Genomic DNA, 24,292 nt, shown 5'->3' on the forward strand with positions numbered 1-24,292 from the left:
GGACGCCACCGCGCCCCGCCCGCCGCCGCTCGGCACACCTCCCGTCCGCGTTCCGCACGTGCGGCAGCGGAGAGCCGCACGGCGCACGGGAAGTCCTCCTCGCGCACCACGTTGAGCTCCCGGCAGGACGGGCAGCGGCGGAACACAAGCACCGGCTCGAACCGGTCCGGCGGCGTCAGCCCCAGCGCCGCCACGGCCGCCGCCACCGAGGGGAAGCACCTGCCCTCAGAGGCGTAGCCGGTGGATGTTGGTGACCGAGGAGACCTCCCAACCGCCGCCCGGGCCACGGACGAAGGAAGGCGATCTCGCCCGCCGCCAGGACGGGCCGACCGCCCGCGCAGGCCACGTGCTCGCTGCGCCGCGGTGCGAGCAGCAGCACGCCCTGCTCGTCCACCCCGAAGGTGACGGGCTCGCACAGCTCGTCCGGTTCGCGGCCACCCAGCCGGTCGGCGAGGTCCGCCGCCGTCCGGACGGGCACCCCGGGCGGTGCCGTCCGGGCTTTGAGCTCGATGTCCGGTGGTCCGGCGTACCGGGAGGGCCTGGTCATGCCCGGCACGGTGGGCGCGGCGGGGCGTCGGTGCACCCGGAAATCCGGTGGTGAGGTTCGTGGGGGTTTCCTAGGCTGCGGCGCACCATCGGTGCGGCAGGGCGGGGAGCATGCTTTCGACCACGACGGTACGGGCCGTCAATTCGCTGACCGAGCGCTGGGCGCGGGGCGTTCCGACGGCCGGGGGCACGGTGTTCACCGCGGCCGGGCTGTGGCCGCTGCTGGCCGCGCTCGCCTCCGGGGCGGACGGCGTCGCGGGCAAGGAGCTGGCCGACGCGCTCGGGGTGCCGGCCGCGTCGGCTGCCGATCGGGCCCGTGAACTGCTGGGCGCGCTGGGCCGGTTGCCCGGGGTCGCCGCGGCCGTCGGGCTGTGGACGGCGCCCGCTCTGCAGGTCTCCCCGGAGTGGACGGCAGGCCTCCCGGCCCACCTCCACCAGCCGCTCACCGGTCCGGAGATCCAGCCGCAGCTGGACGCGTGGGCGGCCCGCCACACGAACGGGCAGATCGAGGAGTTCCCGCTCCGGGTCGATCCGGACACCGTGTTGGTGCTGGCCTCGGCGCTCGCCGTCCGCACCGACTGGATCCGCCCGTTCGAGCCGACCTGGCTCTCCCCCGAGACCGGGCCTTGGGCCGACGGGGACTTCGCCGGACTGGTCCGGCGCACCTCGTTGCCGGACCGGGTCGCCGTGGTCGAGACGCCTGCCGGGCCGGTCTCCGAACTGCGGGTCCTGGGCAGCGGCGGGATCGACGTCCATCTGCTCGTCGGTGAGGAGAGCGCCCGCCCGGGCGAGGTCCTCGCGGGCGGTCTCGGCATTCTCGCGAACCGGCACCGCCGGGTGACGGGCGATCTGCTGCCCTACGGCGAGGCCGGTCCCGGGGTCCGGGTCCGCGCCGTCCGCAGCGAGGTGCCGCAGGACCAACTGATCGCCGAGGTGGCCCAATTCACCGTGACGGCCGAGCACGACCTGCTCGCTGACGCCGCCTGCTTCGGGCTGGGGACGGTGTCCCGGCAGGAGCCGGACGGCAGCGGCCATCTCCCCGGGATCTGTGCGGATCCGCCGCTCGAAGTCCGGGCGGCCGCGCAGACGGCGACGGCGACCTTCGGTGCGCTGGGCTTCCGCGCCGCGGCGGTCACCGCGTTCGGGGCGGCCGCGGGCAGTGCGCCGACCCCACCGCCGTACCGGGTCCGCCGGGTGGAGTTCAGCACGGACCGTCCCTTCGGCTTCCTCGCCGTGCACCGCACCTCCCGGCTGGTGCTGGCGGCGGGCTGGGTGGAGCAGCCGGACCCGTACGAGCGGGAGCCGGCGGAGTGGGCCGAGGAGGAGTGGTGACCTGGGAGGAACTCGGCGCCGGGGCGCGGGCCGAGGTGGACGACTGCCTGGCCCGGAGGCACTTGATCCGGGCGGTCAAGGCCGTCCGCGACGACTACGACGGCAGCCCCGGCCGGGAGCGGCCCGGGATCCACGCCGCGCTCGACGTGGTCGAGGCCCGTCGACAGGTGCTCGGTGCCCCCGGCCCCGTAGAGCCTACGGCGCCTCCGGACGCCGAGAGCCTGGTTGTGGCCGTCGCCGCCCTGCCCTTCCGTGCCGAGGCGATCGAGGCGGTCTGGGACGGCGACACCTTCGGCTGGTTCGTCGTCCTCCTCGCGGTGGCCGCCGAGCCGCGTGCCGAGCACCGGGTCGCCGTCCTCCGCGGCGGCGGTGACCTGCGGCTCTTCAACGGTGCGGTGCCGCCCTGGCCGGAGGCGGTCGAGGCGGACCGGGTCGGCCGGGCGCTCGCCGAGCACCTCGGTGTGCCCTTCCACTTCGCGTGCCCGCAGGCGCCGGACGACGCCGCGCCCCGCTGGTGGGAGGGCGCCTGACCGCCGAGGGGCCCGGGGCGCCTGAACCACGGGTGTCAACCGATGGTTGACACCCGTGGGACTGTCAACCTAGGGTTGACGCATGGTGAATCCGGTCCAGTTGACGCATCCCGTCCGCCTCGACGACCTCATCGAGGCCATCAAGAAGGTCCACACCGGCGCGCTCGACCAGCTCGCCGACGCCGTCCTCGCCGCCGAGCACCTCGGCGAGATCGCGGACCACCTCATCGGCCACTTCGTGGACCAGGCCCGGCGCTCCGGCGCCTCCTGGACCGACATCGGCCAGAGCATGGGGGTCACCCGGCAGGCCGCGCAGAAGCGCTTCGTCCCGAAGGATCCGGGCGGGCCCTCCGACCTCGACCCGAGCCAGGGCTTCGGCCGCTTCACCCCGCGGGCCCGCAACACGGTGGCGGCCGCCCACGAGGAGGCCCGCGCCGCCGGCAACGCCGAGGTCACCCCGGAGCACCTGGTGCTCGGCCTGCTCGCCGAGCCCGACGGCCTCGCCGTGCAGGCGCTCGCCGCCCAGCAGATCACTCCGGAGGCCCTCCGCGAGGCGGCCACGGCGGCCCTCCCGCCGGCGGCGGACGAGCGGCCCGAGCTCGTCCCGTACGACGCCCGGGCCCGCAAGGCACTGGAGTTGACCTTCCGTCAGGCCCTGCGGCTGGGCCACAACTACATCGGCACCGAGCACATCCTCTTCGCGCTGCTGGAGCTGGAGGACGGCAGCGGCCCGCTCTCCGGTCTGGGCGTCGACCGCGCGGCCGCCGAGGCTCTGGTCGCCGAGGCGCTCGCCGCCTTCACCGCCGTCCGGGCGCAGACCGAGGCGTAGCACCGAGGAGAAGCGCAGGCCGCCCGGAGGGGCGCGCGGAGGCACCACCCGGCTGTCGGGAGCCTCCGCGCGCCCCCTGTCGCGTGCCGGGGTGCCACGGGTCGTTCCGGCACTTGCGGGTGCTGCCGGGGGGGCATGCCGAGGAGCGGCCGGACTCGTACGGCCCGGTCCGACGACACCGCGCCGCGGCCCGTCCGACCCCGGGCCGAAGGAGAGGGCCCGAAGGAGGGGCCTACGGCCAGACCAGGCAGTACAGCTGGTGGCCGGCGTCGTGCAGGCGGTTGGCGAAGTCCTGCCACTCGTGCAGCATCTGGTAGATCACGAAGGCGTCGCGCGGGCCGCGCCGGTCCGGAACGGTCGACCAGATGAAGGCGGCCGCGCCGAGCTGGGTCTCGTCCGCCTTGCGCAGCGGCTCGACCACGTTGTGCGGCAGCTGCACGACCGCGTAGTCGGGGTGCAGGACGACCAGCTCCAGCGGCGGGACCTGGTGCAGCGGAACGCCCTGGATGCCGGTGAGCACCATCGCGCTCATCGTCTCGGGCTTGATCTTGGTGGACAGGTGGCCGTTGAGCGAGCCGCTCGTCTCCATCAGGTCGCCGAGCCGGCCCAGCGAGCCGAGCTCACCGGCGTCGAGGCCCAGGCCACCCGGGCCCAGCGCGGTGGGGACTCTCGCCGCGGTGGCACGGTCGGGTGCGCCGAAGTACTTGTAGGTGACTCCCACGCGTCCCTCGCCCCGCCTTCCCCTGCCGCCTGTACCCGTACCCCCGCCGTGCGCGGCCTCCGCGGAGGGACGGGTGCCACCCGTGGCCTCCTCGAAGCCGTCCTGCGCCTCGGACACTCGGACCATCCTCACCGGAATTCGCCGGAATCGACAGACCCCCACACGCCCGGTGTCCCTCCGAACGTGCCACTTACCCGTCTTGTGCCGCCGTACACACCGCGAGCCGCAACGCCCAGTGGCCGCGTCGCCGCGGCCTGCCGGCCGGTTCGAACGGTCGCCCCCCGGCGTCCGTCGGCCCGATCCGGGACGTGCGTCCCGCTGTGCCCAGGACCTCCGGCCCGCGGGCCGGACTCCTTCGCGACGGTCGCACGGACAACCGTACAGTCCGAACCCCCTGCCGAGGCAGCAGCACACGGATCATCGTTCCAGATGATCGGGTCGGGCATGCAGAGTGCAAGGACACGATTTGAGAGCATGTTCAGGTGACCAACCCCGTGAGCAACCCCGAGAGCGGGTCCGACAGCGACCCGCGGACCAGTCCCCCGAGCTATCCGTACGAGGCCCCGCAGTCCCGGTCGCTGTTCGAGCGCGCCTCCGCCGTCACCCCGGGTGGCGTGAACTCGCCAGTCCGGGCCTTCCGCGCGGTCGGCGGAACCCCCCGCTTCATGGTGTCCGGCAGCGGCCCGTACCTGACCGACGCCGACGGCCGCGAGTACGTCGACCTCGTCTGCTCCTGGGGCCCGATGATCCTCGGCCACGCGCACCCGGCGGTGATCGAGGCCGTGCAGCGGGCGGTCGTCCGCGGCACCTCCTTCGGCACCCCCGGTGAGGGCGAGGTCGAGCTGGCCGAGGAGATCACCGCCCGGGTGGCGCCGGTCGAGCAGGTCCGCCTGGTCTCCAGCGGCACCGAGGCGACCATGTCGGCGATCCGGCTCGCCCGCGGCTTCACCGGCCGTTCGAAGGTCGTGAAGTTCGCCGGCTGCTACCACGGCCACGTGGACGCGCTGCTGGCGGCCGCCGGTTCCGGCGTGGCCACCTTCGCCCTGCCGGACACCCCCGGCGTCACCGGTGCCCAGGCCGGCGACACCATCGTGCTGCCCTACAACGACCTGGAGGCCGTCCGGCAGGCCTTCGCAGCCCACCCCGGCGAGATCGCCTGCGTGATCACCGAGGCCTCGCCCGGCAACATGGGCGTCGTCCCGCCGCTGCCCGGCTTCAACCGGGGCCTGGCCGAGCTCTGCCGGGCCGACGGCGCGCTGTTCGTCTCGGACGAGGTGATGACCGGCTTCCGCGTCTCCAAGGCCGGCTGGTACGGCCTGGAGGCCGCGCACGAGGGCTGGGCGCCGGACCTGCTCACCTTCGGCAAGGTCATGGGCGGCGGCTTCCCGGCCGCTGCCTTCGGCGGCCGCGCGGACGTCATGGCGCACCTGGCCCCCGCCGGCCCGGTCTACCAGGCCGGCACGCTCTCCGGGAACCCGATCGCCACCGCCGCCGGCCTCGCCCAGCTGCGCAACTGCACCGACGAGGTGTACGCCGCCGTCGACCGCGTCGCCGAGCAGGTCTCCGGCCTGGTCGCCGAGGCGCTCGCCAAGGAGGGCGTGGTCCACCGGCTGCAGAAGGCCGGGAACATGTTCTCGGTCTTCTTCACCGAGGAGCAGGTCACCGACTACGACGCGGCCCGCCGCCAGCAGGCGTTCCGCTTCAACTCCTTCTTCCACTCGATGCTGTCCCAGGGCGTCTACCTGCCGCCCTCGGCCTTCGAGTCCTGGTTCGTCTCGTCGGCCCACGACGAGCGGGCGATCGAGCGGATCGCCGCTGCCCTGCCCGCGGCCGCCCGGGCCGCCGCCGAGGCCACCGAGGAGACCGCGTGAGCGAGACCACCGTCGTCCACCTGATGCGCCACGGCGAGGTGCACAACCCGGAGGGCATCCTCTACGGGCGCCTCCCCGGCTACCACCTGTCCGAGCTCGGCCGGCAGATGGCCGACCGGGTCGCCGAGCACCTCGCGGACCGGGACATCACGTACGTGGTGGCCTCGCCGCTGGAGCGCGCCCAGGAGACCGCCGAGCCGATCGGCAAGGCGCACGGCCTGGAGGTGGCCGTCGACGAGCGGCTGATCGAGGCGGACAACATCTTCCAGGGCAAGACCTTCGGCGTCGGCGACGGCTCGCTGAAGAACCCTGGCCACTGGAAGTACCTGACCAACCCGTTCAAGCCGTCCTGGGGCGAGCCGTACATCGAGCAGGTCGTGCGGATGATGGGCGCGCTCGCCGCGGCCCGGGACGCCGCGCGCGGGCACGAGGCGGTCTGCGTCAGCCACCAGCTGCCGATCTGGATCGTGCGTTCGTTCGCCGAGCGCCGGCGGCTGTGGCACGACCCGCGCAACCGGCAGTGCTCGCTGGCCTCGCTGACCAGCTTCACCTACGAGGGCGACCGGATCGTCTCGATCGGCTACCGCGAGCCGGCCCGGGACCTGCTGCCGGCGCACCTGGTCGGCAAGGGCGGTAAGTCCAAGCCGGTCGGCAAGAGCTTCGGCGCCTGACGCGGGGCCCCTTCGCGGGGGCGTCCGAGGGGCTCGTCCGCGGCTTCCCGAGTGACCGCCGACACAGCGGTGAAATGCCAGGGATAAGCGGATCATAAGTACAGAAACTGCAGGTCAGAGGGGGTTCGACGCGTAACGTCGGACCCCCTCAAACCTGCCCAAAGTCCCATGCGAAACTTTTCACATGTCTGGGACGACCCGCCGCCGCACCCGCCTGGCCGCCATGCTCGGTGCCGCCGCCGCGCTCGCGCTGACCGCCTGCAGTTCCGGTACCTCCGGCGGCGGGGGGCAGGCCGGCTTCATCACCGGCAAGGCGGGCATCGCCACCGCCGCCCCCGACGCGCGGACGGCCGCGCCGGCGATCGACGGCAAGACCCTGGACGGCAAGCCGGTCGCGCTCGCCGACTACAAGGGCAAGGTCGTCGTCCTCAACATCTGGGGCTCCTGGTGCGGCCCGTGCCGCGCCGAGGGCAAGAACCTCCAGGAGGTCGCCCAGAAGTACCAGGACAAGGGTGTCCAGTTCCTGGGCATCAACACCCGGGACGTCGACCCGGCCAACGCCGTCCGCTTCGAGCAGCAGACCGGCATCACCTACCCGAGCCTGTACGACCCGGACGGCACCCAGATCCTGCGCTTCCCCAAGGGCAGCCTCAACCCGCAGTCCATCCCGACCACCATCGTGGTCGACCGTGAGGGCCGGCTCGCCGCCCGCGCGATGCGCGCCCTCTCCACCGAGGACCTGGAGAAGATGATCACCCCGGTCCTCGCGGAGCAGAAGTGAGCGCGCTCGCGGCCTTCGGCACCAACGAGACGGTCTTCAGCGGGGCCCTCGTCCTCGCCCTGCCGATCGCCCTCGCCGCCGGGCTGCTCTCCTTCTTCTCGCCCTGCGTGCTGCCGCTCGTCCCCGGCTACCTCAGCTACGTCACCGGCTTCTCCGCCGTCGACCTCGCCGACGCCAAGGGCGCGCGGCGCGGGCGCATGCTGCTCGGCGCACTGCTGTTCGTGCTCGGCTTCACCGCCGTGTTCGTCTCCACCGGCGCGCTCTTCGGCTTCTTCGGCAACACCCTCCAGCAGTACCAGCGCACCATCAACATCGTGCTGGGCGCGCTGACCGTCCTCATGGGCCTCGCCTTCATGGGACTGCTGCCCGGCTTCACCAACCGCGAGGTGCGCACCCACCGCCGCCCCGCGATCGGCCTGGCCGGCGCCCCGCTGCTGGGCCTGGTCTTCGGCGTGGGCTGGACGCCGTGCATCGGCCCGACGCTCTCCTCCATCCTCAACCTCTCGGCCGCCCAGGCCAGCGCCGGGCGCGGCGCACTGCTGATGACGGTGTACTGCGCCGGACTCGGCGTACCGTTCATCCTTGCCGCGCTCGCCTTCCGCAAGGCGCTCGGGGCGTTCGGCTGGGTCAAGCAGCACTACCAGTGGGTGATGCGGATCGGCGGCGGCATGCTCGTCGCGGTCGGCCTGCTCCTGGTCACCGGCGTGTGGGACGTCCTGATCGACCACATGCGGCAACTCAGCGGCGACACCACGATCGGAATCTGACCGTGAGCGACACCAAGACCGTGACCGCCGACGGCGGCGAAGGCGACGTCGAGCGCCTCAGCACCGCGCCCGAGGAGGTCGAGGCCCCGGTCGGCATCGGCGTGTTCGGCTGGGCCCGCTGGACGTGGCGCCAGCTCACCTCGATGCGGGTCGCGCTGATCCTGCTCTTCCTGCTCTCGCTGGCGGCGATCCCCGGCTCGCTGATCCCGCAGAACAGCCAGAACGCCTTCAAGGTGCAGACCTGGAAGGCCGCCCACCAGGGCATCACCCCGCTCTACGAGAAGCTCCAGCTGTTCGACGTCTACAGCTCGGTCTGGTTCTCGGCGATCTACATCCTGCTGTTCGTCTCGCTGGCCGGCTGCATCGTCCCGCGCACCTGGCAGTTCGTCGGCGTGCTGCGGGCACAGCCGCCGGCCGCCCCGCGCGTCCTGACCCGGATGCCGGTCTACGCCGCCTGGCGCACCGACGCCGACCCCGAGGCGGTCAACGCCGCCGCGCACCGGCTGCTGCGGGGACGCCGCTTCCGGGCCAACCTCGCCGGCGGCGCGGTCGCCGCGGAGAAGGGCTACCTGCGCGAGGTCGGCAACCTGCTCTTCCACTTCTCGCTGTTCGCCCTGCTGGCGGGCTTCGCCTGGGCGAGCCTGTGGAGCGGCCAGGGCGGCAAGCTGATGATCGAGGGCCAGGGCTTCGCCAACACCACCACCCAGTACGACGACTTCACCGGCTCCGCCTTCTACTCCGTCGACGACCTGGACGCCTTCGGTTTCAAGCTGGACGGCTTCACCGCCCGCTACCAGACCTCCGGCGAGCAGATCGGCAGCGCCCGCCAGTTCACCGCGCACATCCGGTACTGGACGGGCACCGACGCCGAGAAGCTGACCAAGGGCGACATCGAGGTCAACCACCCGCTGGAGATCGGCAGCTCCAAGGTCTTCCTGATCGGCCACGGCTACGCGCCGGTCGTCACCGTGCGGAACGCCAAGGGCGAGGTCGTCTACAAGGGCCCGACGCCCTTCCTGCCGCAGGACAGCAACCTCACCTCCACCGGCGTGATCAAGGTCAGCGACTACGGCAAGAAGGACGGCAAGGACGTCGACCTGGGCTTCAACGGCTACTTCCTGCCGACCGCGCCGGTGAACTTCGAGAAGACCGGCCCGATCTCGCTCTTCCCGGACGCCGCCGAGCCGATGCTGGTGCTCACCGCCTTCGCGGGCGACCTCGGCACCGACTCCGGCCTGCCGCAGAACGTCTACCAGCTCGACACCAGCCACATGACCCAGCTGAAGCAGGACGGCGACATCGCCCGCGTCAGGCTCAAGCCCGGCCAGGGCTGGGAGCTGCCGGACGGCTACGGCACCGTCACCTTCGACGGGTACAAGCAGTGGGCCAGCTTCAACGTCTCCCACCGCCCGGGCAACGCGGTCGCGCTCACCGGCGCGGTCTGCGCGATCCTCGGCCTGATCGGCTCGCTGTTCGTGCAGCGCCGCCGGATCTGGGTCCGTGCCACCGCCTCCCCGGACGGCACCACGCTGGTCGAGCTGGCCGGCCTCGCCCGCAGCGAGTCGGCCCGCACGGCCGAGGAGCTGGCCGAGTTCGCGGTCGACCTCCAGGGTGACGCCCCGGCCCTCGACGAGCCCGACCCGGACACCTCGACGGACGGGCCCGAGCCCGCCGCCGTCCCCGCACCGGCAACCCCCGCAGACCCGGACTCCAAGGAGTAGACGGTGAATCTCGCCTCGGTCGACCCTCATCTGGCCGACCTCTCCAACAAGCTGATCTACTCGGCGATGGCCGTGTACACCCTGGCGATGTTCGCCCACCTCTTCGAGTGGACGTTCGGCAGCAAGGGTGCGATCGCCGTCCGCTCCGCCGAGCAGTCCGGCGGTCTGGCCGCGACCCTGGCCGCCGCCGGGGAGTCCAAGGCCGCCCGCAAGGTCACCGTCACGGTGGCCGCCGCGGACGGGGGCACCACCACGCTCACCCGCACCGCCCTCGCCGACGCCGGCGCCACCGTGGTCACCAGCGGCCGCGGCGACGGCTCGGGGGTCGACGGCCCCGGCGCCGCGGGCACCAGCGAGCGGGGCGACCTCGCGGGCCGGATCGCCGTCTCGCTGACCGTCCTCGGCGTCCTGCTGCACGCCGGCGGTGTGCTCACCCGCGGCCTGTCGGTGATGCGCTGGCCGTGGGGCAACATGTACGAGTTCTCCTGCGCCTTCGGCCTCACCATGATGCTCGCCTACCTGGGCCTGCTGGTGGCGGGCAAGAAGGTGCGCTGGCTCGGCCTGCCGGTGGTGCTGGCCGTCCTGCTGACCCTGGGCGTGGCCGTCTCGGTGCTCTACACCGACTCCGAGCAGCTCGTCCCGGCCCTGCACTCGTACTGGCTGGGCATCCACGTCTCGACCGCGATCATCTGCGGTGGTGCGCTGTACGCGGCCTTCGTGGCCACCGTCCTGTACCTCGGCAAGGACTCCTACGAGCGCCGGGTCGAGGCCGGCCTGCCCGGCGGCCCGCTGCGCATCCCGGTCTCGGTCTGGGAGCGGCTGCCCGCCGCGTCGACCCTCGACAAGCTCTCGTACCGGATCAACGCCCTGGTCTTCCCGCTCTGGACGTTCACCATCATCGCCGGCGCGATCTGGGCCGAGGCGGCCTGGGGCAAGTACTGGGAGTGGGACCCGAAGGAGACCTGGTCGTTCATCACCTGGGTCGCCTACGCCGCGTACCTGCACGCCCGGGCGACCGCCGGATGGAGGGGCCGAAAGGCGGCCTATCTGGCCCTGTTGGCATTCGCCTGCTGGCTGTTCAACTACTACGGCGTCAACATCTTCGTCACCGGCAAGCACTCGTACGCCGGCGTCTGAGACGCCGCCCGCACGTCCGCACGCCCGCGGGCGGCGGCCGGTCACCGGCCGCCGCCCCGGGTGGGGACCGTTCCACCGAAGGAACCGTGAGGGATCGCCCGTCCGGTCGTTGACCAGGACGTCCCGTGAGCCGCGAGGAGGGGCCGCCATGGAGAGCGACGAGGTCATGCTGACCGTCCGGATCACCGCTGCGGAGAGAGCACTGCTCCGCCGGCTGGCCCAGGGACATCGCAGCGACGTCTCCGAGGTCGTCGCCGACGGGTTGCTGGACATCCTGCCGACCCTGCACTGCGCCCAGGACGCCTACCGCCTGGTCGCCGCCGTGCGGCTGCCGGCGCCGTGCGCGCAGACCGTCTGGCTGCCGACCGACCTCGCCGACCTGCTCGGCCCGGCGGCCGGCCGGATCGCCCAGACCACCGGGGTGCGCCTCGGCTCCTCCTGCGTCGTGCTCGGCGCCGCCGTGCGGCTCTGGCTGGGCCAGGACCCGCAGCTGCTCGCCGAGCACCTGTCCACCATGCACGAGGGCCGTCCGGCCGCCCTCGCGGCCGCGTAGCGCGGCCGCGGAACGACTCGGGCCTCCCGCACGGTGACCGTGCCGGAGGCCCGAAGTGTTGTCAGGCGGCCTGCTGCCAGCTGACCGGGGAGTAGTACGCCGGGCGGCGCTCCAGGCGCTGCCAGTTGGCGATCGGCTCGACCGCCGGGGCGGCGGCCTGCTGGGCGGTGGCGGCCCGGACGAGCAGCACCGCGGTCAGGGCGGCCAGTTCCTCGTCGTTCAGCGAGCCGCGGACGATGCGGACAAGGGGTTCGGCGGAAGCGCTCATGGTCCTTGTTTCTCCCCCATGGTGAAGTCTGACGGGTTCCGATCGGCGTAAAAACCGGTTACATCGGAGGGTTGCCGTGCTTGCGGCTGGGCAGGTCGGCGTGCTTGGTGCGGAGCATGGCGAGCGAGGCGGCGAGCACCTGGCGGGTCTCCGCCGGGTCGATGACGTCGTCGACGAGGCCGCGTTCGGCCGCGTAGTACGGGTGCATCAGCTCGTTCTTGTATTCCTTGATCTTCTGGGCGCGCATCGCCTCGGGGTCCTCGGCCGCGGCGATGTCGCGGCGGAAGATGACGTTGGCGGCGCCCTCGGCGCCCATCACGGCGATCTCGTTGGTCGGCCAGGCGAAGGACAGGTCGGCGCCGATGGAGCGGGAGTCCATGACGATGTAGGCGCCGCCGTAGGCCTTGCGCAGGATCAGCGAGATCCGCGGCACGGTGGCGTTGCAGTAGGCGTAGAGCAGTTTGGCGCCGTGCCGGATGATGCCGCCGTGCTCCTGGTCGACGCCGGGCAGGAAGCCGGGGACGTCGAGCAGGGTGACGATCGGGATGTTGAAGGCGTCGCACATCTGGACGAAGCGTGCGGCCTTCTCGCTGGCGTTGATGTCGAGCACGCCGGCCAGTGACTGCGGCTGGTTGGCGATCAGTCCGACCACGTGGCCGTCGATCCGGGCCAGGGCCACGATGACGTTGGTCGCCCAGCGCTCGTGGATCTCCAGGTACTCGCCGTGGTCGACGACCTCCTCGATGACCTTGCGCATGTCGTAGGGGCGGTTGCCGTCCGCGGGCACCAGGTCGAGCAGGCTCTCGTTGCGGCGCTCGACCGGGTCGTCGGTGGCGCTGGCCGGCGGCATCTCGCGGTTGTTCTGCGGCAGCAGGGAGAGGAGGTAGCGGACCTCCTCGATGCAGGACTGCTCGTCGTCGTAGACGAAGTGGGAGACGCCGGAGACCGAGGAGTGGACGTCGGCGCCGCCGAGGCCGTTCTGGGTGATCTTCTCGCCGGTGACGGCCTGGACGACGTCCGGGCCGGTGATGAACATCTGCGAGGTCTCGCGGACCATGAACACGAAGTCCGTGAGCGCGGGGGAGTAGGCGGCGCCGCCGGCGCAGGGGCCGAGCATGACCGAGATCTGCGGGATCACGCCCGAGGCCTTGGTGTTGCGCTGGAAGATGCCGCCGTAGCCGGCGAGGGCGGTGACGCCCTCCTGGATGCGGGCGCCGGCGCCGTCGTTCAGTGACACCAGCGGAGCACCGGCCGCGATGGCCATGTCCATGATCTTGTGGATCTTCTGCGCGTGGGCCTCGCCGAGTGCGCCGCCGAAGATCCGGAAGTCGTGTGCGTAGACGAAGACCGTCCGGCCGTGCACGGTGCCCCAGCCGACCACCACGCCGTCGGTGTGCGGCTTCTTCGCCTCCAGGCCGAAGCCCTGCGCGCGGTGCCGGCGCAGCGGCTCCACCTCGTGGAAGGAGTCCTCGTCCAGCAGCAGGTCGATCCGCTCGCGGGCGGTCAGCTTGCCCTTCGCGTGCTGGGCCTCGGTGGCCTTCTCGCTCGGACCACGCCGGACCCGCTCCCGGAGCTCGTGCAGCTCGGCCACCCGCCCGCGCGCGTCGGCCGGGATCGCGGGGATCTCTTCGCCGACCGGCGCATCGTGCAGAACCGTCATCTCGAACCACTCCAAGTGTGAGGGAACTGTCCCGGCAGGCGGCCTGCTGTGCGCGGCTGCTGCTCCGGCGAACACTTCTTCACCTACGACACTACGAGGGAGGGCCGCCGCCGCTCGGCGTCGATTCCGTACAAGGTCGGGCCCCAGAAGCTGTGCAGGGCGCACAGTGGGCCGCACCCCGCGGCCCGTTCGCGGGGGTGCGGCGGCGTCGCCCGCAGGGGTCGTCACAGGGGGTGGTCGGACCCCTGATCGTCCAGGTCAGGACGGGTGGCGGGGAGGGTGCGCGGACGGCTCACCCCCGGTCCGCGGGGCGGGCCAGGGGTGTGGGGTTCGTGCGGCGCGCGGCCGCCTGCGGGCTCCCGGATGGTAGGGAAGCGCCAAATTCAGCTCAGCCGCGCGGATCGTCCTCCGGCTCGTCCTTTCGGCGCAGTTCCTCCTCGCGCCGGCGCAGGTCGGACTCCCACTGCTTGAGCATGTCCTCGTGCCGCTCGTTGTCCTTCTTCAGCGAGGCCAGGAACTCCGGGTTGTCGTCCGGGGCGACGAAGCGCCCCGCGGGCCGCTCGTACTCCGGGAAGCCCGCCGTGGGGCCGGCCGGCCAGGCCACGGCGCGGCCGCGGGACCGCGCGCGGTTGCGCCCCGCCGCCAGCCAGGCGATCGACCCGACCAGCGGGAAGAGCAGCACGATGATCACCCAGGCGACCTTGGGGAGGTGGCGCACGTCCTCCTCCGGGGTGGTCAGGCAGTCGATGAACGCCCACACCCACAGCGCGAGCACGAGCAGCGGCGGCAGAACTCTCAACACGGCGTCGATCTCCCCCGGAACGGCGAACAGGGCCCCTCTTGGCGGGGCCAGGGTAACCGGTGTCGGATACTGACAGGCATGGCATACGACGATCTCCGCTCCTTCCTCCGCGCCCTGGAGCGCGAGGGCGACCTCAAGCGGATCAAGACCGAAGTGGACCCGTACCTGGAGATCGGGGAGATCGTCGACCGGGTGCAGAAGGCCAAGGGCCCGGCGCTGCTCTTCGAGAACGTCAAGGGCGCCTCGATGCCGCTGGCGATGAACGTCTTCGGCACCGAGCGCCGGCTCGCCAAGGCGCTCGGCCTGAAGTCCCCCGACGACATCTCGGAGAAGATCGCCGGCCTGCTCCGGCCCGAGCTGCCGCAGGGCTTCACCGGCTTCCGGGACGCCTTCGGCAAGCTCGCCTCGATGGCCCACGTGCCGCCGAAGAACGTGAAGACCGCCGACGCGCCCGTCCACGAGGTCGTCCTCACCGGCGACGACGTCGACCTGGAGCAGCTGCCCGCCCTCTTCACCTGGCCGCTGGACGGCGGCTCCTTCTTCAACCTGGGCCTCACCCACACCAAGGACCCGGACACCGGCGTCCGCAACCTCGGCCTGTACCGCCTGCAGCGGCACGACCGGCGCACCATCGGCATGCACTGGCAGATCCACAAGGACAGCCGCAACCACGCCGCCGTCGCCGCCAAGCGCGGCGAGCGGCTGCCGGTCGCGATCGCCTTCGGCTGCCCGCCCGCCGTCACCTACGCGGCGACCGCGCCGCTGCCCGGGGACATCGACGAGTACCTGTTCGCCGGCTTCGTGCAGGGCGAGCGGGTGAAGATGGTCGACTGCAGGACCGTCCCGCTGCAGGTGCCCGCCGACGCCGAGGTGGTGCTGGAGGGCTGGCTGGAGCCCGGCGAGATGCTGCCCGAGGGCCCGTTCGGCGACCACACCGGCTTCTACACGCCGCAGGAGCCCTTCCCGGCGCTCACCATCGACTGCGTCACCATGCGCCGCCGCCCGCTGCTGCAGTCCATCGTGGTCGGCCGGCCGCCGACCGAGGACGGGCCGCTCGGCAAGTTCACCGAGCGGTTCTTCCTGCCGCTGCTGAAGATCATCATCCCGGACATCGTCGACTACGACCTGCCCGAGGCCGGCGGCTTCCACAACTGCGTGATCGTCTCGATCGACAAGAAGTACCCCAAGCACGCCCAGAAGGTCATGCACGCCATCTGGGGCGCCCACATGATGTCGCTCACCAAGCTGATCGTCGTGGTGGACGCCGACTGCGACGTGCACGACTACCAGGAGGTCGCCTGGCGGGCGCTCGGCAACGTCGACTACAGCCGCGACCTGACCGTGGTCGAGGGCCCGGTCGACCACCTCGACCACGCCTCCTACCAGCAGTTCTGGGGCGGCAAGGCCGGCATCGACGCCACCCGCAAGCTGCCCGAGGAGGGCTACACCCGCGACGGCGGCTGGCCCGAGATGGTCGCCTCCGACCCGGCGACCGCCGCCCTCGTCACCAAGCGCTGGAAGGAGTACGGACTGTGACCACGGCCGCCTTCGAGGTCCCGCCCGGCAAGGTCAAGTCCTTCCTGCGGCTGGTCATGATCGAGCACTCGGTGTTCGCGCTGCCCTTCGCGTACATCGCCGCGCTCACCGCGATGTTCCTCGCCGACGGCCGGGTGCACTGGGGCGAACTCTTCGTCGTCACCGTCTGCATGGTCGGCCTGCGGACCTTCGCGATGGCCGCCAACCGGATCATCGACCGCGAGATCGACGCCCGGAACCCGCGAACGGCCGGCCGCGAACTCGTCACCGGCGCGGTGTCGCTGCGCACCGCCTACATCGGCTCCGGCGTCGCCCTCGTCGTCTTCCTCGGTGCCGCGGCCCTGCTCAACCCGCTCTGCCTGGCGCTCGCCCCGGTCGCCGTGGTGCCGATGATCGTCTACCCGTACGGCAAGCGGTTCACCGACTTCCCGCACGCCATCCTCGGCCTCGCCCAGGCCGCCGGCCCGATCGGCGCCTGGCTGGCCGTCACCGGCACCTGGTCCTGGGACGCCGTGGTGCTCGGCCTCGCCGTCGGCATCTGGATCGGCGGCTTCGACCTGATCTTCGGGTGCCAGGACGTCGCCGCGGACCGCGCCGAGGGCGTCCGCTCCGTGCCGGCCCGCTTCGGCATCGCGGCCGCGCTGTACGGCGCCCGCGCCTGCCACGCCGTCACCGTCGCGCTGCTCGCCTGGTACGCCGTCCTCACCGACGCCGGCCCGGCCTTCTGGGTCGGCCTCGCGGTGGTCGTCGGCGCCTTCCTGTACGAGCACGGCATCGTCAAGCCCGGCGACCTCTCCCGCCTCAACCGGGCGTTCTTCACCACCAACGGCTTCGTCGGCATCTCGCTCTTCGGCTTCGCCCTGCTCGACCTGATCCTACGGGGCCTGACCGTCTGAGGGGGCGCCCCCGGCGGTGCCGCTACGTGCCGGTGACCTCCCGGAGCGCCAGGCGGGTGTAGGCGCGGACGTCGGCGTCCGGGTCGGCCAGCCGGGTGCGGAGGGCCGACCCGACGGCGGGTTCGGCGGCGGTCGGGGCCAGGGCGCGGACGGCCGCCTTGCGGACGTCCGCGTTCCCGTCGGCCAGCAGGGCCAGCAGGGGTGCCGTCCGCCCGGCGGCGGCGAGCGCTCCGGCGGCGGCCTTGCGGACCTGCCAGGCCGGGTCGGGGACGGCCGCCAGATCGGCGAGGGCGGGCGGGCAGCCGATCCCGGCGGCTCCTTCGAGGGCGGCGGCCCGCACCAGCGGATCGCCGTCCCGGGCGAGCCGCCGCAGTGCCCCCTCGGCCGCCGGGTCGCCGATCGTCCCCAGCCCCTCGCCGACGGCCACCCGGACCTCCCGGGCCGGGTCCGCGGCGACGCCGACCAGAGCCGACGCGGCGTTCAGCGAGACGAGTCCCCGAACGGCCTGCAGCCGGACGGGAACGGCCCCGTCCGCCGCCCCGGCGGCGAACAAGGCGCGGGTCCCCGTCCGCAGCACCCGGGACAGCTCCAGCACCCCGGCCCGGACGACCGGGTCCGCCGAGGCGGCGGCGCCGGCCAGGGCCGGGCCGAGCGCCGGGTCGAGCACGTCGGCGAGCTCCCGCAGGCCGGCCACGGCGGCGCTCCGGACGCGTTCGTCGGGATCGTGGAGTGCGGCGGCCAGCGCGGGGCCCGTCCCCTCGGCGGCGTGCTCGGTGAGGACGGCGACGGCGGTGCGCCGCACGTCTGCCGAGTCGTCCCGGAGGTACGGCGCGAGGGCCTCGGGGCCGGGTCCGTCCTCGGCCAGCCGCAGCAGGTCGAGCAGCCGGGGCGGGGCGGCGGCCGGGCCGGCGGCGGCCGGTGCGGCCGGGACGCCGGCAAAGGTGCCGGTGCGGCCGACCGCGAGGGGATGGACCTCGCCGATCAGTTCGGTCTCCCCGTCCGGCGGTTCCAGCCCGTCCACCGGGACGAGGTAGGGCGCGACCGGCCGGGTGAGGAACTCCATCGCGCCGTCGGCGGCCTTGCGCAGGTTGAGGTGGCGGAACCAGCGCCGGTCGTCCCGCCCGGGGTGGTCGGTGCGCTCGTGGTAGAGCCCCCAGCGACTCTCCTCGCGGGCCAGCGAGGAGCGGGCGGCCATCTCGGCGCAGTCCCGGATGAAGTCGACCTCGACCGCCCGCATCAGCTCGTGCGGGGTGCGGGCGCCCATGCCGGCGATCTCGCCGCGCATCCGCTCGAAGTGCTCCAGGGCGACGGAGAGCCGGGCGCCGGTCTTCGGCGGGGCGACGTAGTCGTTGACGAAGCGGCGCAGCTTGTACTCGACCTGGGGCTGCGGCGGGCCGTCCGGGTTCCGCAGCGGCCGGTAGACGAGTTCGTGGGCGGCCTTCAGCTGGTCCTCGGGCAGTTCGGCGCGCTCGGCCGGCAGGTGGGCGGCGGCGTGGGTGCCGGCGAGGTCGCCGAAGACGAACGCGCCGATCATGTAGTTGTGCGGGACGCAGGCGAGGTCTCCCGCCGCGTACAGGCCGGGCACGGTGGTGGCGGCGTTCTCGTCCACCCAGACGCCGGCGGCCGAGTGCCCGCCGCACAGGCCGATCTCGGAGATGTGCATCTCGACGTCGTGGGTGCGGTAGTCGTGGCCGCGTCCGGCGTGGAAGGTGCCGCGGCTGGGCCGCTCGGTGGTGTGCAGGATGCCCTCCAGGGCGCGGACGGTCTCCTCCGGCAGGTGCGTGGTGCGGAGGTAGACCGGGCCGCGGTCGGAGGCCAGTTCGGCGGCGAACTCGGCCATCATCTGCCCGGACCAGTAGTCGGAGTCGACGAATCGCTCGCCGTGCCGGTTGACCTGGTACCCCCCGAAGGGGTTCGCCACGTACGCGCAGGCCGGGCCGTTGTAGTCCTTGATCAGCGGGTTGATCTGGAAGCACTCGATGCCGCTGAGCTCGGCGCCCGCGTGGTAGGCCATGGCGTAGCCGTCGCCGGCGTTGGTGGGGTTCTCGTAGGTGCCGTACAGGTAGCCGCTCGCGGGCAGGCCGAGCCGCCCGCAGGGGCCGGTGGCCAGGACGACCGCGCCGGCCCGGACGGCCACGAACTGCCCGCTGCGGGTGTCGAACGCGGCGGCGCCGACCGCCCGGCCGCCGGAGGTGAGCACCCGGACGGGCATCACCCGGTTCTCGATGGTGATCCGCTCCCGCATGTGCTTCTGCCGCAGCACCCGGTAGAGCACCTTCTTGACGTCCTTGCCCTCCGGCATCGGCAGCACGTAGCTGCCGGAGCGGTGCACCTGGCGGACCTGGTACTCGCCGTACTCGTCCTTCTCGAACTTCACGCCGTACCGCTCCAGGCGCTGGACCATGGCGAAGCCGCGGACGGCGGTCTGCCGGACGGTGCGCTGGTCGACGATGCCGTCGTTGGCCAGGGTGATCTCGGCGACGTAGTCGTCGGGGTCGGCGCGGCCGGGGACGACGGCGTTGTTGACGCCGTCCATGCCCATGGCGAGGGCGCCGGAGTGCCGGACGTGCGCCTTCTCCAGCAGCAGCACGTCCGCTCCGGCCTCGGCGGCACTGATCGCTGCCATCGTGCCGGCGGTCCCGCCGCCGACGACCAGCACGTCGCACTCCAGCAGCCGCGCGTCGGCGAGGTCGGGTGTCTCCATCGGGTTCTGCCTTTCGCAGCCGGCGCACGCAAACGGTCGGCGCAGTCGATCGGGGGCGGCGCCGGCCCCGTCCGGGGCCGGCGGGCGGCACGGGCTCAGAGCGAGCCGAGGATCCGCTCGCGCAGGGCGAGCACCGCGGGGTCGGTGCGGCGCGCACCGTCCCGCGGGTGCGGCACCTCGTGGACGGCGGCCACCGTGCCGCCGCCGAGGACGGCGACGCGGTCGCCGAGGAGCAGGGCCTCGTCGACGTCGTGGGTGACGAAGACGACGGTGCAGCGCTGCCGCTCCCGGACGGAGAGCAGGAGCCGCTGCATGGCGGCACGGGTCTGGGCGTCGAGCGCCCCGAACGGCTCGTCCATCAGGACGGCCCGCGGTTCGCCGACCAGGGCGCGGGCCAGCTGGACGCGCTGCCGCTGCCCGCCGGAGAGTTCCCGCGGCAGGCGGTCGGCGAGGCCGTCCAGCCCGACCCTGCCGATCCATTCGGCGGTGGGTGCGCCGCGCAGGGCCCGCGGCACCCTGCGGACGGCGAGCGGCAGTTCGACGTTGCGGCGGACGCTCCGCCAGGGCAGCAGACCGTCGTCCTGGAAGACCAGGGCGCGGTCGGCGCCCGGGCCGCGGACGGGCTCGCCGTCGGCGAGCAGCTCGCCGGCCGCGGGCCGCAGCAGCCCGGCGAGCGCCCTCAGCAGCGTGGACTTGCCGCCGCCGGACGGGCCGACGACGGTGAGCACCTCGCCGGGTTCGACGTCGAGGTCGACGCCGTGCAGCACCGGGTGGCCCGGGTGGCCGAGGGCCAGGTTGCGGGCGGTCAGCCGGAGGGTCATCCCCGGCCTCCTCTCGGGTCGTCGCCGCCGGCGCGCGGCGGCAGCCAGGCGGTCAGCCGGCGGCCGGTCAGTTCGACGGCGCCGGAGGTGAGCCACCCGAGCAGGCCGATGGTGGCCATCCCGACGAAGACGCCGGGGTAGTCGAGCACGGTGTAGGCCTGCCAGGTGCGGTAGCCGACGCCGTACTGCCCCGAGACCATCTCGGCGGAGATCACGCAGATCCAGGAGACCCCGATGCCGACCGACAGACCGCCGACCACGCCCGGCAGGGCGCCCGGCAGCACCACCGAGGCCAGTACCCGGGCGCGGCCGCCGCCCATGGTGCGCACGGCCTCCTCCCAGCGCGGCGGAACGGCCCGCACGGCGTGCCGGGTGGACACGGTGATCGGGAAGAACGCGGCGGTGCAGGTGATGAAGACGATGCCCTGCTCGTTCTCCGGGAAGAGCATGATCGCGACCGGCACCAGGGCGATCGCCGGGATCGGCCGGACGAGTTCCAGCACCGGCCCGAGCAGGTCGGCGGCCCACCGCGAGCGGGCGGTGAGCACGCCGACGGCGGTCCCGAGCACGGCGGCGAGCAGGAAGCCGAGGCCGATCCGTCGCAGACTGTCCGTCAGGTCCTGCCAGTACTGGCCGGTGCCCAGCTGCCGGCCGAAGGCCTGCCCGACCTGCAGGGCCGTCGGCAGGTGGTCGAAGCGCACCCACAGCTGCACCTGGTGGGAGGTCAGCAGCTGCCACAGTCCGACGAAGCCGAGCAGGGCCGCGGCGCGCACGGCGCGCCGGCCGGCCTGCCGGGGGAGCGGCCTCGCGGTGCCCCCGCGGTCGGTCGCGGGCGGCGCGGGACGCACCGCGGTGCTCATGCCGCCGCCAGGGCTTCGTCCCAGCCCACGGCGCGGGCGCCGGGGTGGGCGGCGAGGTACACGGCGGAGCCGTCCCCGGTGGTGAACGGCAGCAGGGCGGCGCCGTCCTGCACCCAGTGGTCCTTGTCGGCGAACCAGCGGGTGCCGGTGGCGGCGTCCGGCACGTAGGCGGCGCGGAGCTTCTTCCCGGCGGACGCCCCGGCCTTCACCGCGCGGAGCAGGCAGACCGGGTCGGCGGCCGGCCGGGTGGTCTCCTCGCCCTGGAACCAGAGCTCGCCGGCCTGCTTCGGGTCGGTGACCGGCCGCCCGCACGTCCCGTCGGTGCCGGTGATCCGGGCCGGGGCGGTCTCCGGCAGGGCGGCGGCCGCCAGGTAGGACGGGTCGACGAACTTCTCGACGTCGAGGGCCTTGAGCACCCCCACCGACTTGAGGAAGGGCACGTCCTGGCGGAGCGCGTCGACGAGCTCGGGCCGCAGCGGGGTGGCGAAGGTCGCGATGCCGTTCGGGCCGTTGTACAGGTGCACGACCTCGGGCGGCAGCCCGGTCGCCTCGGCGACCGTGCGGCTGGCCTCCAGCGGGTGCGCGTTGAGGTACCCGGTGGCATCGGCCTGGGCGTTCAGGAAGGCCCGGACGACCTCCGGGTGCGCGGTGCCGTACTTCTGCCGGATCACCACGCCGTGCAGGGTGGGCCGGCCGAGTGCGGCCCCGTCGTACAGCAGCCGGCCGTCGCCGGCGAAGACCACCGCGCCGGGCCAGGCGACGAACTGGGCGAGCGCGTCCACACTGCCGGCCTTGAGCGCGGAGGCGCCGACGGCGGGCTGCTGGTTCTGCTTCTGGATCGCGCCGTCGGGGACGCCGACCTTCCGCAGGGCCTGGACGAGGGTCCCGTCGGCGGCCGAGCCGACCGAGGTGGAGACCTTCCTGCCCTTGAGGTCGGCCAGCGTGTGCGCGGGGGAGCCGTTCGGCACGACGACGCCGTTGAGCGCGCCGAGCAGGTTGTAGCCGGTCACCGAGACCAGCCGGGTGCCTGGGCCGCCGGCCTCCTGCGCGCGGGAGCCGTTGATCAGCAGCGGGTAGTCGCCCATCGAGCCGATGTCGATCTTCTCGGCGAGCATCTGGGCGGTGATCGGCGCGCCGGAGTCGTAGTCCTGCCAGACGACCCGGTAGGTCTTCCCGTCCTTCTTCCCCTGCTCGGCGAGCCGCTGCTCGAACCAGCCGCGGGCGCGCAGCAGGGTGCCCGCGGTGACGGTGTTGATGGTCTTCGACTGGTAGCCGACGACGACCTGCACGGTGCCGTCGCCGGTGGCGGAGGCGGAGGAACAGGCGGTCGCGGCGGCGAACAGGGCGGCGGCCAGCAGCGGCCGGGTGACGCGTCCTGGGCGGGGCATGGCGGGCTCTCTCCTCAGCGCAGCAGGTAGGGCATGTTGACGGTGACGGCCCCGGTGGGGCAGCGGGCGGCGCACGGGCCGCAGTACCAGCACTCGTCGACGTGCATGTAGGCCTTGTGGGTGTCCGGGTCGACGGCCAGTGAGTCCAGCGGGCACATGTCGACGCAGAGCGTGCACCCGTCGATGCAGAGCGAGGCGTCGATCGTCACGGGCACGTCGGCGCGGTGGTCGGCGAGCGCCATCGGCGGGCTCCCTACGGGATGTCGCGCAGCAGCCGGCCCTGCATGGTGATCCGGTCGCCGCGGAAGCGGATGTATTCGAGGTCGACGGGTCGTCCGTCGGCGAGCGTGGTGAGCCGCTCCAGCATCAGCAGGGCGGCACCGCGCGGGACTTCCAGGACGCTCGCGGAGTGCGCGTCGGCGCTGACCGCCTCCAGGGTGATCTCGGCGCTGCCGAGCGGCTGCCCGGCGGCCTCCTCGATCAGCCGGAAGACATCGGTGTGCGCCAGGTCGGCGGCGTCCAGCCCGGCGCCCAGATCGGGCGCCAGGTAGGTCAGGTCGAGCGAGAGCGGCAGCCCGTTCAGCCGGCGCAGCCGCTCGACGTAGACGACGTCGGCGCCCTCCGGCAGGCCGAGCCGCCGGGCGACCGGCCCGGGGGCCCGGACCGGCCCGAAGGAGCGGACCTCGTTCACCACCTCGCCGTGCTCGTGCATCGTCTCGGCGAGGCCCTGCAGGCGGTTCAGCCCGTGCGGCACCTTGTCGGCGACCACCAGCGTCCCCGAGCCGGGCACCCGGCGGACGAGGCCCTCGGTGCGCAGCAGGTCCAGCGCCTCCCGGACGGTGTTCCGGGACTCGCCGAACTCCTCGGCCAGCTGATCCTCGTGGGGCAGCGCACCACCGGTGGACACACCCGCCAGCACCTGGCGGCGCAACACGTCCGCGACCTGTCGGGCACGGTCGGCGCGCAGCCGCCGCACGCCGGGGCGGACGGTGTTCTCGCTGGTCATCGCTGCTGCTCCGGGGTCGGTGTGGCGGTACGGCCGGGGTCGGCCACGACCATAGGGCCGCGGCGATGGCGGCCGGGTTGCCGCAGCATTACGCCACCTGACGGGCCGTCGGCGGCCGCCGCGACCTGCGGCGACGGCGCCGCGCCGACGCGAAGTGCCACCGTGCGCCGCGTGCTCCGGGCGTGGCGGGCGCGGGCGGGGGATCATGGAAGGACGGCAGAGCCGCCGCTACCCCGAGGAGTGGTCACCGATGATCGGCAAGTTGCAGTGTGTCGTCCTGGACTGCCACTACCCGGCGGGACTGGCCCACTTCTATGCGGCCGTGCTCGGCGGCGACATCGACCGCCCCGACCCCCGCTGGTCGCTGGACGCCGAGTGGTCGACCGTGCACACCCCGGACGGCGTGGTGCTGGGCTTCCAGCGGGTCGACGACTTCCGCCCGCCGATGTGGCCGGACCCGGCCCACCCGCAGCAGCTGCACCTGGACATCGACGTCGAGGACCTCGACGCCGCGGAGGAGAAGGTGCTGGCGCTCGGCGCGGTGCTCAAGGCCGCCGAGTCCGGCTGGCGGGTGTACGTGGACCCGGCGGGCCACCCGTTCTGCCTGGTCGGCCCGGGCGGCGACGCGGCCTGAGCGGGCCCGGTGCGGGACCTCGCGGCGGCGGGTGACAGGTGTTCGTGCCACCTGTCGTCCGTCCGGGAGGGACCCGCGTGCCGAAGGACCGCTCCCCGCGCCGGCGCACCGCCGTGCTGTCCGCCGCCGCGGCCGTGCTGGCCGCTGCGGCGCAGGCCGCCCGCGCCGAGATCTTCGGGACGGTCGACCGGAAGGCCCCGGCCGCCGCGGCCCCGCCGGTCGCCGAGGGCCGGGCACCCGGCGACGCCACCGACCCGG

23 protein-coding genes are annotated in these 24,292 nt (G+C 73.3%); 13 read left to right on the top strand and 10 right to left on the bottom strand.

Features of this window, described 5'->3' with window-relative positions; all coding sequences use genetic code 11:
- Positions 1-657 precede the first annotated feature (657 nt).
- The 3 genes from KSNIM_RS21580 to KSNIM_RS21590 all read left to right on the top strand — a co-directional run bounded on the left by KSNIM_RS21580 (position 658) and on the right by KSNIM_RS21590 (position 3,237).
- Positions 658-1,878, top strand: coding sequence for a serpin family protein (locus KSNIM_RS21580; protein WP_263104832.1), 1,221 nt, complete (start codon positions 658-660; stop codon positions 1,876-1,878).
- Complete coding sequence (locus tag KSNIM_RS21585; protein ID WP_263104833.1) at positions 1,875-2,408, top strand: hypothetical protein; 534 nt, start codon at positions 1,875-1,877, stop codon at positions 2,406-2,408. The genes KSNIM_RS21580 and KSNIM_RS21585 overlap by 4 nt, the downstream gene beginning before the upstream one ends.
- Before the next feature lie 82 nt (positions 2,409-2,490).
- On the top strand, positions 2,491-3,237 hold the full coding sequence (locus tag KSNIM_RS21590) for a Clp protease N-terminal domain-containing protein (RefSeq protein ID WP_263104834.1): 747 nt from the start codon (positions 2,491-2,493) through the stop codon (positions 3,235-3,237).
- A 232-nt stretch (positions 3,238-3,469) separates the two neighbouring features.
- On the opposite strand, the gene KSNIM_RS21595 is transcribed toward KSNIM_RS21590, so the two are convergent.
- A complete protein-coding gene (locus tag KSNIM_RS21595) occupies positions 3,470-3,958 on the bottom strand; it encodes a hypothetical protein (protein ID WP_095874334.1) in 489 nt (162 codons plus the stop codon).
- A gap of 494 nt (positions 3,959-4,452) precedes the next feature.
- Between KSNIM_RS21595 and hemL the strand changes: the two genes are divergently transcribed.
- The 7 genes from hemL (at position 4,453) to KSNIM_RS21630 (ending at position 11,459) form a co-directional block, all read left to right on the top strand.
- Positions 4,453-5,829, top strand: coding sequence for a glutamate-1-semialdehyde 2,1-aminomutase (gene hemL, locus KSNIM_RS21600; protein WP_263108058.1), 1,377 nt, complete (start codon positions 4,453-4,455; stop codon positions 5,827-5,829).
- Between the two features lie 23 nt (positions 5,830-5,852).
- Positions 5,853-6,500, top strand: a complete 648-nt coding sequence (locus KSNIM_RS21605; protein ID WP_263108059.1) for a histidine phosphatase family protein — start codon at positions 5,853-5,855, stop codon at positions 6,498-6,500.
- A gap of 184 nt (positions 6,501-6,684) precedes the next feature.
- Positions 6,685-7,281: a TlpA family protein disulfide reductase gene (locus tag KSNIM_RS21610; protein ID WP_263104835.1), complete on the top strand. Its 597-nt coding sequence runs from the start codon at positions 6,685-6,687 to the stop codon at positions 7,279-7,281.
- Positions 7,278-8,048, top strand: coding sequence for a cytochrome c biogenesis CcdA family protein (locus tag KSNIM_RS21615; RefSeq protein WP_263104836.1), 771 nt, complete (start codon positions 7,278-7,280; stop codon positions 8,046-8,048). The genes KSNIM_RS21610 and KSNIM_RS21615 overlap by 4 nt, the downstream gene beginning before the upstream one ends.
- A 2-nt stretch (positions 8,049-8,050) precedes the next feature.
- Positions 8,051-9,769 (top strand): cytochrome c biogenesis protein ResB, encoded by a 1,719-nt coding sequence (locus KSNIM_RS21620; protein WP_263104837.1) that lies wholly within the window; start codon positions 8,051-8,053, stop codon positions 9,767-9,769.
- 3 nt (positions 9,770-9,772) lie between these two features.
- Positions 9,773-10,906 (top strand): c-type cytochrome biogenesis protein CcsB, encoded by a 1,134-nt coding sequence (gene ccsB, locus KSNIM_RS21625; RefSeq protein WP_263104838.1) that lies wholly within the window; start codon positions 9,773-9,775, stop codon positions 10,904-10,906.
- A gap of 148 nt (positions 10,907-11,054) precedes the next feature.
- Entirely contained in the window at positions 11,055-11,459 is a 405-nt protein-coding gene (locus tag KSNIM_RS21630; protein ID WP_263104839.1) for a hypothetical protein, read from the top strand.
- 61 nt (positions 11,460-11,520) lie between these two features.
- Here KSNIM_RS21630 and KSNIM_RS21635 read toward each other — a convergent pair whose 3' ends face one another.
- The 3 genes from KSNIM_RS21635 to KSNIM_RS21645 form a co-directional block, all read right to left on the bottom strand.
- The gene (locus KSNIM_RS21635) at positions 11,521-11,727 is read right to left on the bottom strand and encodes an acyl-CoA carboxylase subunit epsilon (RefSeq protein WP_263104840.1); all 207 of its coding nucleotides are present in this window, start codon (positions 11,725-11,727) and stop codon (positions 11,521-11,523) included.
- A gap of 58 nt (positions 11,728-11,785) precedes the next feature.
- Entirely contained in the window at positions 11,786-13,387 is a 1,602-nt protein-coding gene (locus tag KSNIM_RS21640; RefSeq protein WP_263104841.1) for an acyl-CoA carboxylase subunit beta, read from the bottom strand.
- Between the two features lie 388 nt (positions 13,388-13,775).
- Positions 13,776-14,189, bottom strand: coding sequence for a PLD nuclease N-terminal domain-containing protein (locus tag KSNIM_RS21645; protein WP_263104842.1), 414 nt, complete (start codon positions 14,187-14,189; stop codon positions 13,776-13,778).
- Positions 14,190-14,267: 78 nt separating this feature from the next.
- Here KSNIM_RS21645 and KSNIM_RS21650 point away from each other — a divergent pair, with 78 nt between their 5' ends.
- Entirely contained in the window at positions 14,268-15,725 is a 1,458-nt protein-coding gene (locus KSNIM_RS21650) for a menaquinone biosynthesis decarboxylase (RefSeq protein WP_263104843.1), read from the top strand.
- Positions 15,722-16,621, top strand: coding sequence for a menaquinone biosynthesis prenyltransferase MqnP (gene mqnP, locus KSNIM_RS21655; protein ID WP_263104844.1), 900 nt, complete (start codon positions 15,722-15,724; stop codon positions 16,619-16,621). Before KSNIM_RS21650 ends, mqnP begins: the two co-directional genes overlap by 4 nt.
- Before the next feature lie 22 nt (positions 16,622-16,643).
- Here the strand turns inward: mqnP and KSNIM_RS21660 are convergent, their stop codons facing one another.
- The 6 genes from KSNIM_RS21660 to KSNIM_RS21685 all read right to left on the bottom strand — a co-directional run bounded on the left by KSNIM_RS21660 (position 16,644) and on the right by KSNIM_RS21685 (position 23,400).
- The gene (locus tag KSNIM_RS21660; RefSeq protein WP_263104845.1) at positions 16,644-19,325 is read right to left on the bottom strand and encodes a fumarate reductase/succinate dehydrogenase flavoprotein subunit; all 2,682 of its coding nucleotides are present in this window, start codon (positions 19,323-19,325) and stop codon (positions 16,644-16,646) included.
- Between the two features lie 95 nt (positions 19,326-19,420).
- Complete coding sequence (locus KSNIM_RS21665) at positions 19,421-20,146, bottom strand: ABC transporter ATP-binding protein (RefSeq protein ID WP_263104846.1); 726 nt, start codon at positions 20,144-20,146, stop codon at positions 19,421-19,423.
- Positions 20,143-21,006 carry an ABC transporter permease gene (locus KSNIM_RS21670; protein WP_263104847.1) on the bottom strand — a complete coding sequence of 288 codons (864 nt, stop codon included), beginning with the start codon at positions 21,004-21,006 and terminating at the stop codon, positions 20,143-20,145. The genes KSNIM_RS21665 and KSNIM_RS21670 overlap by 4 nt, the downstream gene beginning before the upstream one ends.
- A complete protein-coding gene (locus KSNIM_RS21675; RefSeq protein ID WP_263104848.1) occupies positions 21,003-22,394 on the bottom strand; it encodes an ABC transporter substrate-binding protein in 1,392 nt (463 codons plus the stop codon). Before KSNIM_RS21675 ends, KSNIM_RS21670 begins: the two co-directional genes overlap by 4 nt.
- Before the next feature lie 14 nt (positions 22,395-22,408).
- Positions 22,409-22,636 (bottom strand): ferredoxin family protein, encoded by a 228-nt coding sequence (locus tag KSNIM_RS21680; RefSeq protein ID WP_263104849.1) that lies wholly within the window; start codon positions 22,634-22,636, stop codon positions 22,409-22,411.
- A gap of 11 nt (positions 22,637-22,647) precedes the next feature.
- The gene (locus KSNIM_RS21685; RefSeq protein ID WP_263104850.1) at positions 22,648-23,400 is read right to left on the bottom strand and encodes a GntR family transcriptional regulator; all 753 of its coding nucleotides are present in this window, start codon (positions 23,398-23,400) and stop codon (positions 22,648-22,650) included.
- A gap of 250 nt (positions 23,401-23,650) precedes the next feature.
- Between KSNIM_RS21685 and KSNIM_RS21690 the strand changes: the two genes are divergently transcribed.
- Positions 23,651-24,034: a VOC family protein gene (locus tag KSNIM_RS21690; RefSeq protein WP_263104851.1), complete on the top strand. Its 384-nt coding sequence runs from the start codon at positions 23,651-23,653 to the stop codon at positions 24,032-24,034.
- Positions 24,035-24,292: the final 258 nt, after the last annotated feature.

The organism is Kitasatospora sp. DSM 101779, from assembly GCF_025655475.1.
Taxonomy (GTDB): Bacteria; Actinomycetota; Actinomycetes; order Streptomycetales; family Streptomycetaceae; genus Kitasatospora.

Coding starts and splice junctions, on each gene's coding strand:
- KSNIM_RS21605 (WP_263108059.1), top strand. CDS start 5,853: ATGCGCCACGGCGAGGTGCACAACCCGGAGGGCATCCTCTACGGGCGC.
- KSNIM_RS21690 (WP_263104851.1), top strand. CDS start 23,651: ATGATCGGCAAGTTGCAGTGTGTCGTCCTGGACTGCCACTACCCGGCG.
- KSNIM_RS21610 (WP_263104835.1), top strand. CDS start 6,685: ATGTCTGGGACGACCCGCCGCCGCACCCGCCTGGCCGCCATGCTCGGT.
- KSNIM_RS21670 (WP_263104847.1), bottom strand. CDS start 21,006: ATGAGCACCGCGGTGCGTCCCGCGCCGCCCGCGACCGACCGCGGGGGC.
- KSNIM_RS21650 (WP_263104843.1), top strand. CDS start 14,268: ATGGCATACGACGATCTCCGCTCCTTCCTCCGCGCCCTGGAGCGCGAG.
- KSNIM_RS21675 (WP_263104848.1), bottom strand. CDS start 22,394: ATGCCCCGCCCAGGACGCGTCACCCGGCCGCTGCTGGCCGCCGCCCTG.
- KSNIM_RS21580 (WP_263104832.1), top strand. CDS start 658: ATGCTTTCGACCACGACGGTACGGGCCGTCAATTCGCTGACCGAGCGC.
- KSNIM_RS21590 (WP_263104834.1), top strand. CDS start 2,491: ATGGTGAATCCGGTCCAGTTGACGCATCCCGTCCGCCTCGACGACCTC.
- KSNIM_RS21680 (WP_263104849.1), bottom strand. CDS start 22,636: ATGGCGCTCGCCGACCACCGCGCCGACGTGCCCGTGACGATCGACGCC.
- KSNIM_RS21640 (WP_263104841.1), bottom strand. CDS start 13,387: ATGACGGTTCTGCACGATGCGCCGGTCGGCGAAGAGATCCCCGCGATC.
- KSNIM_RS21660 (WP_263104845.1), bottom strand. CDS start 19,325: ATGGAGACACCCGACCTCGCCGACGCGCGGCTGCTGGAGTGCGACGTG.
- KSNIM_RS21630 (WP_263104839.1), top strand. CDS start 11,055: ATGGAGAGCGACGAGGTCATGCTGACCGTCCGGATCACCGCTGCGGAG.
- KSNIM_RS21685 (WP_263104850.1), bottom strand. CDS start 23,400: ATGACCAGCGAGAACACCGTCCGCCCCGGCGTGCGGCGGCTGCGCGCC.
- KSNIM_RS21635 (WP_263104840.1), bottom strand. CDS start 11,727: ATGAGCGCTTCCGCCGAACCCCTTGTCCGCATCGTCCGCGGCTCGCTG.
- KSNIM_RS21665 (WP_263104846.1), bottom strand. CDS start 20,146: ATGACCCTCCGGCTGACCGCCCGCAACCTGGCCCTCGGCCACCCGGGC.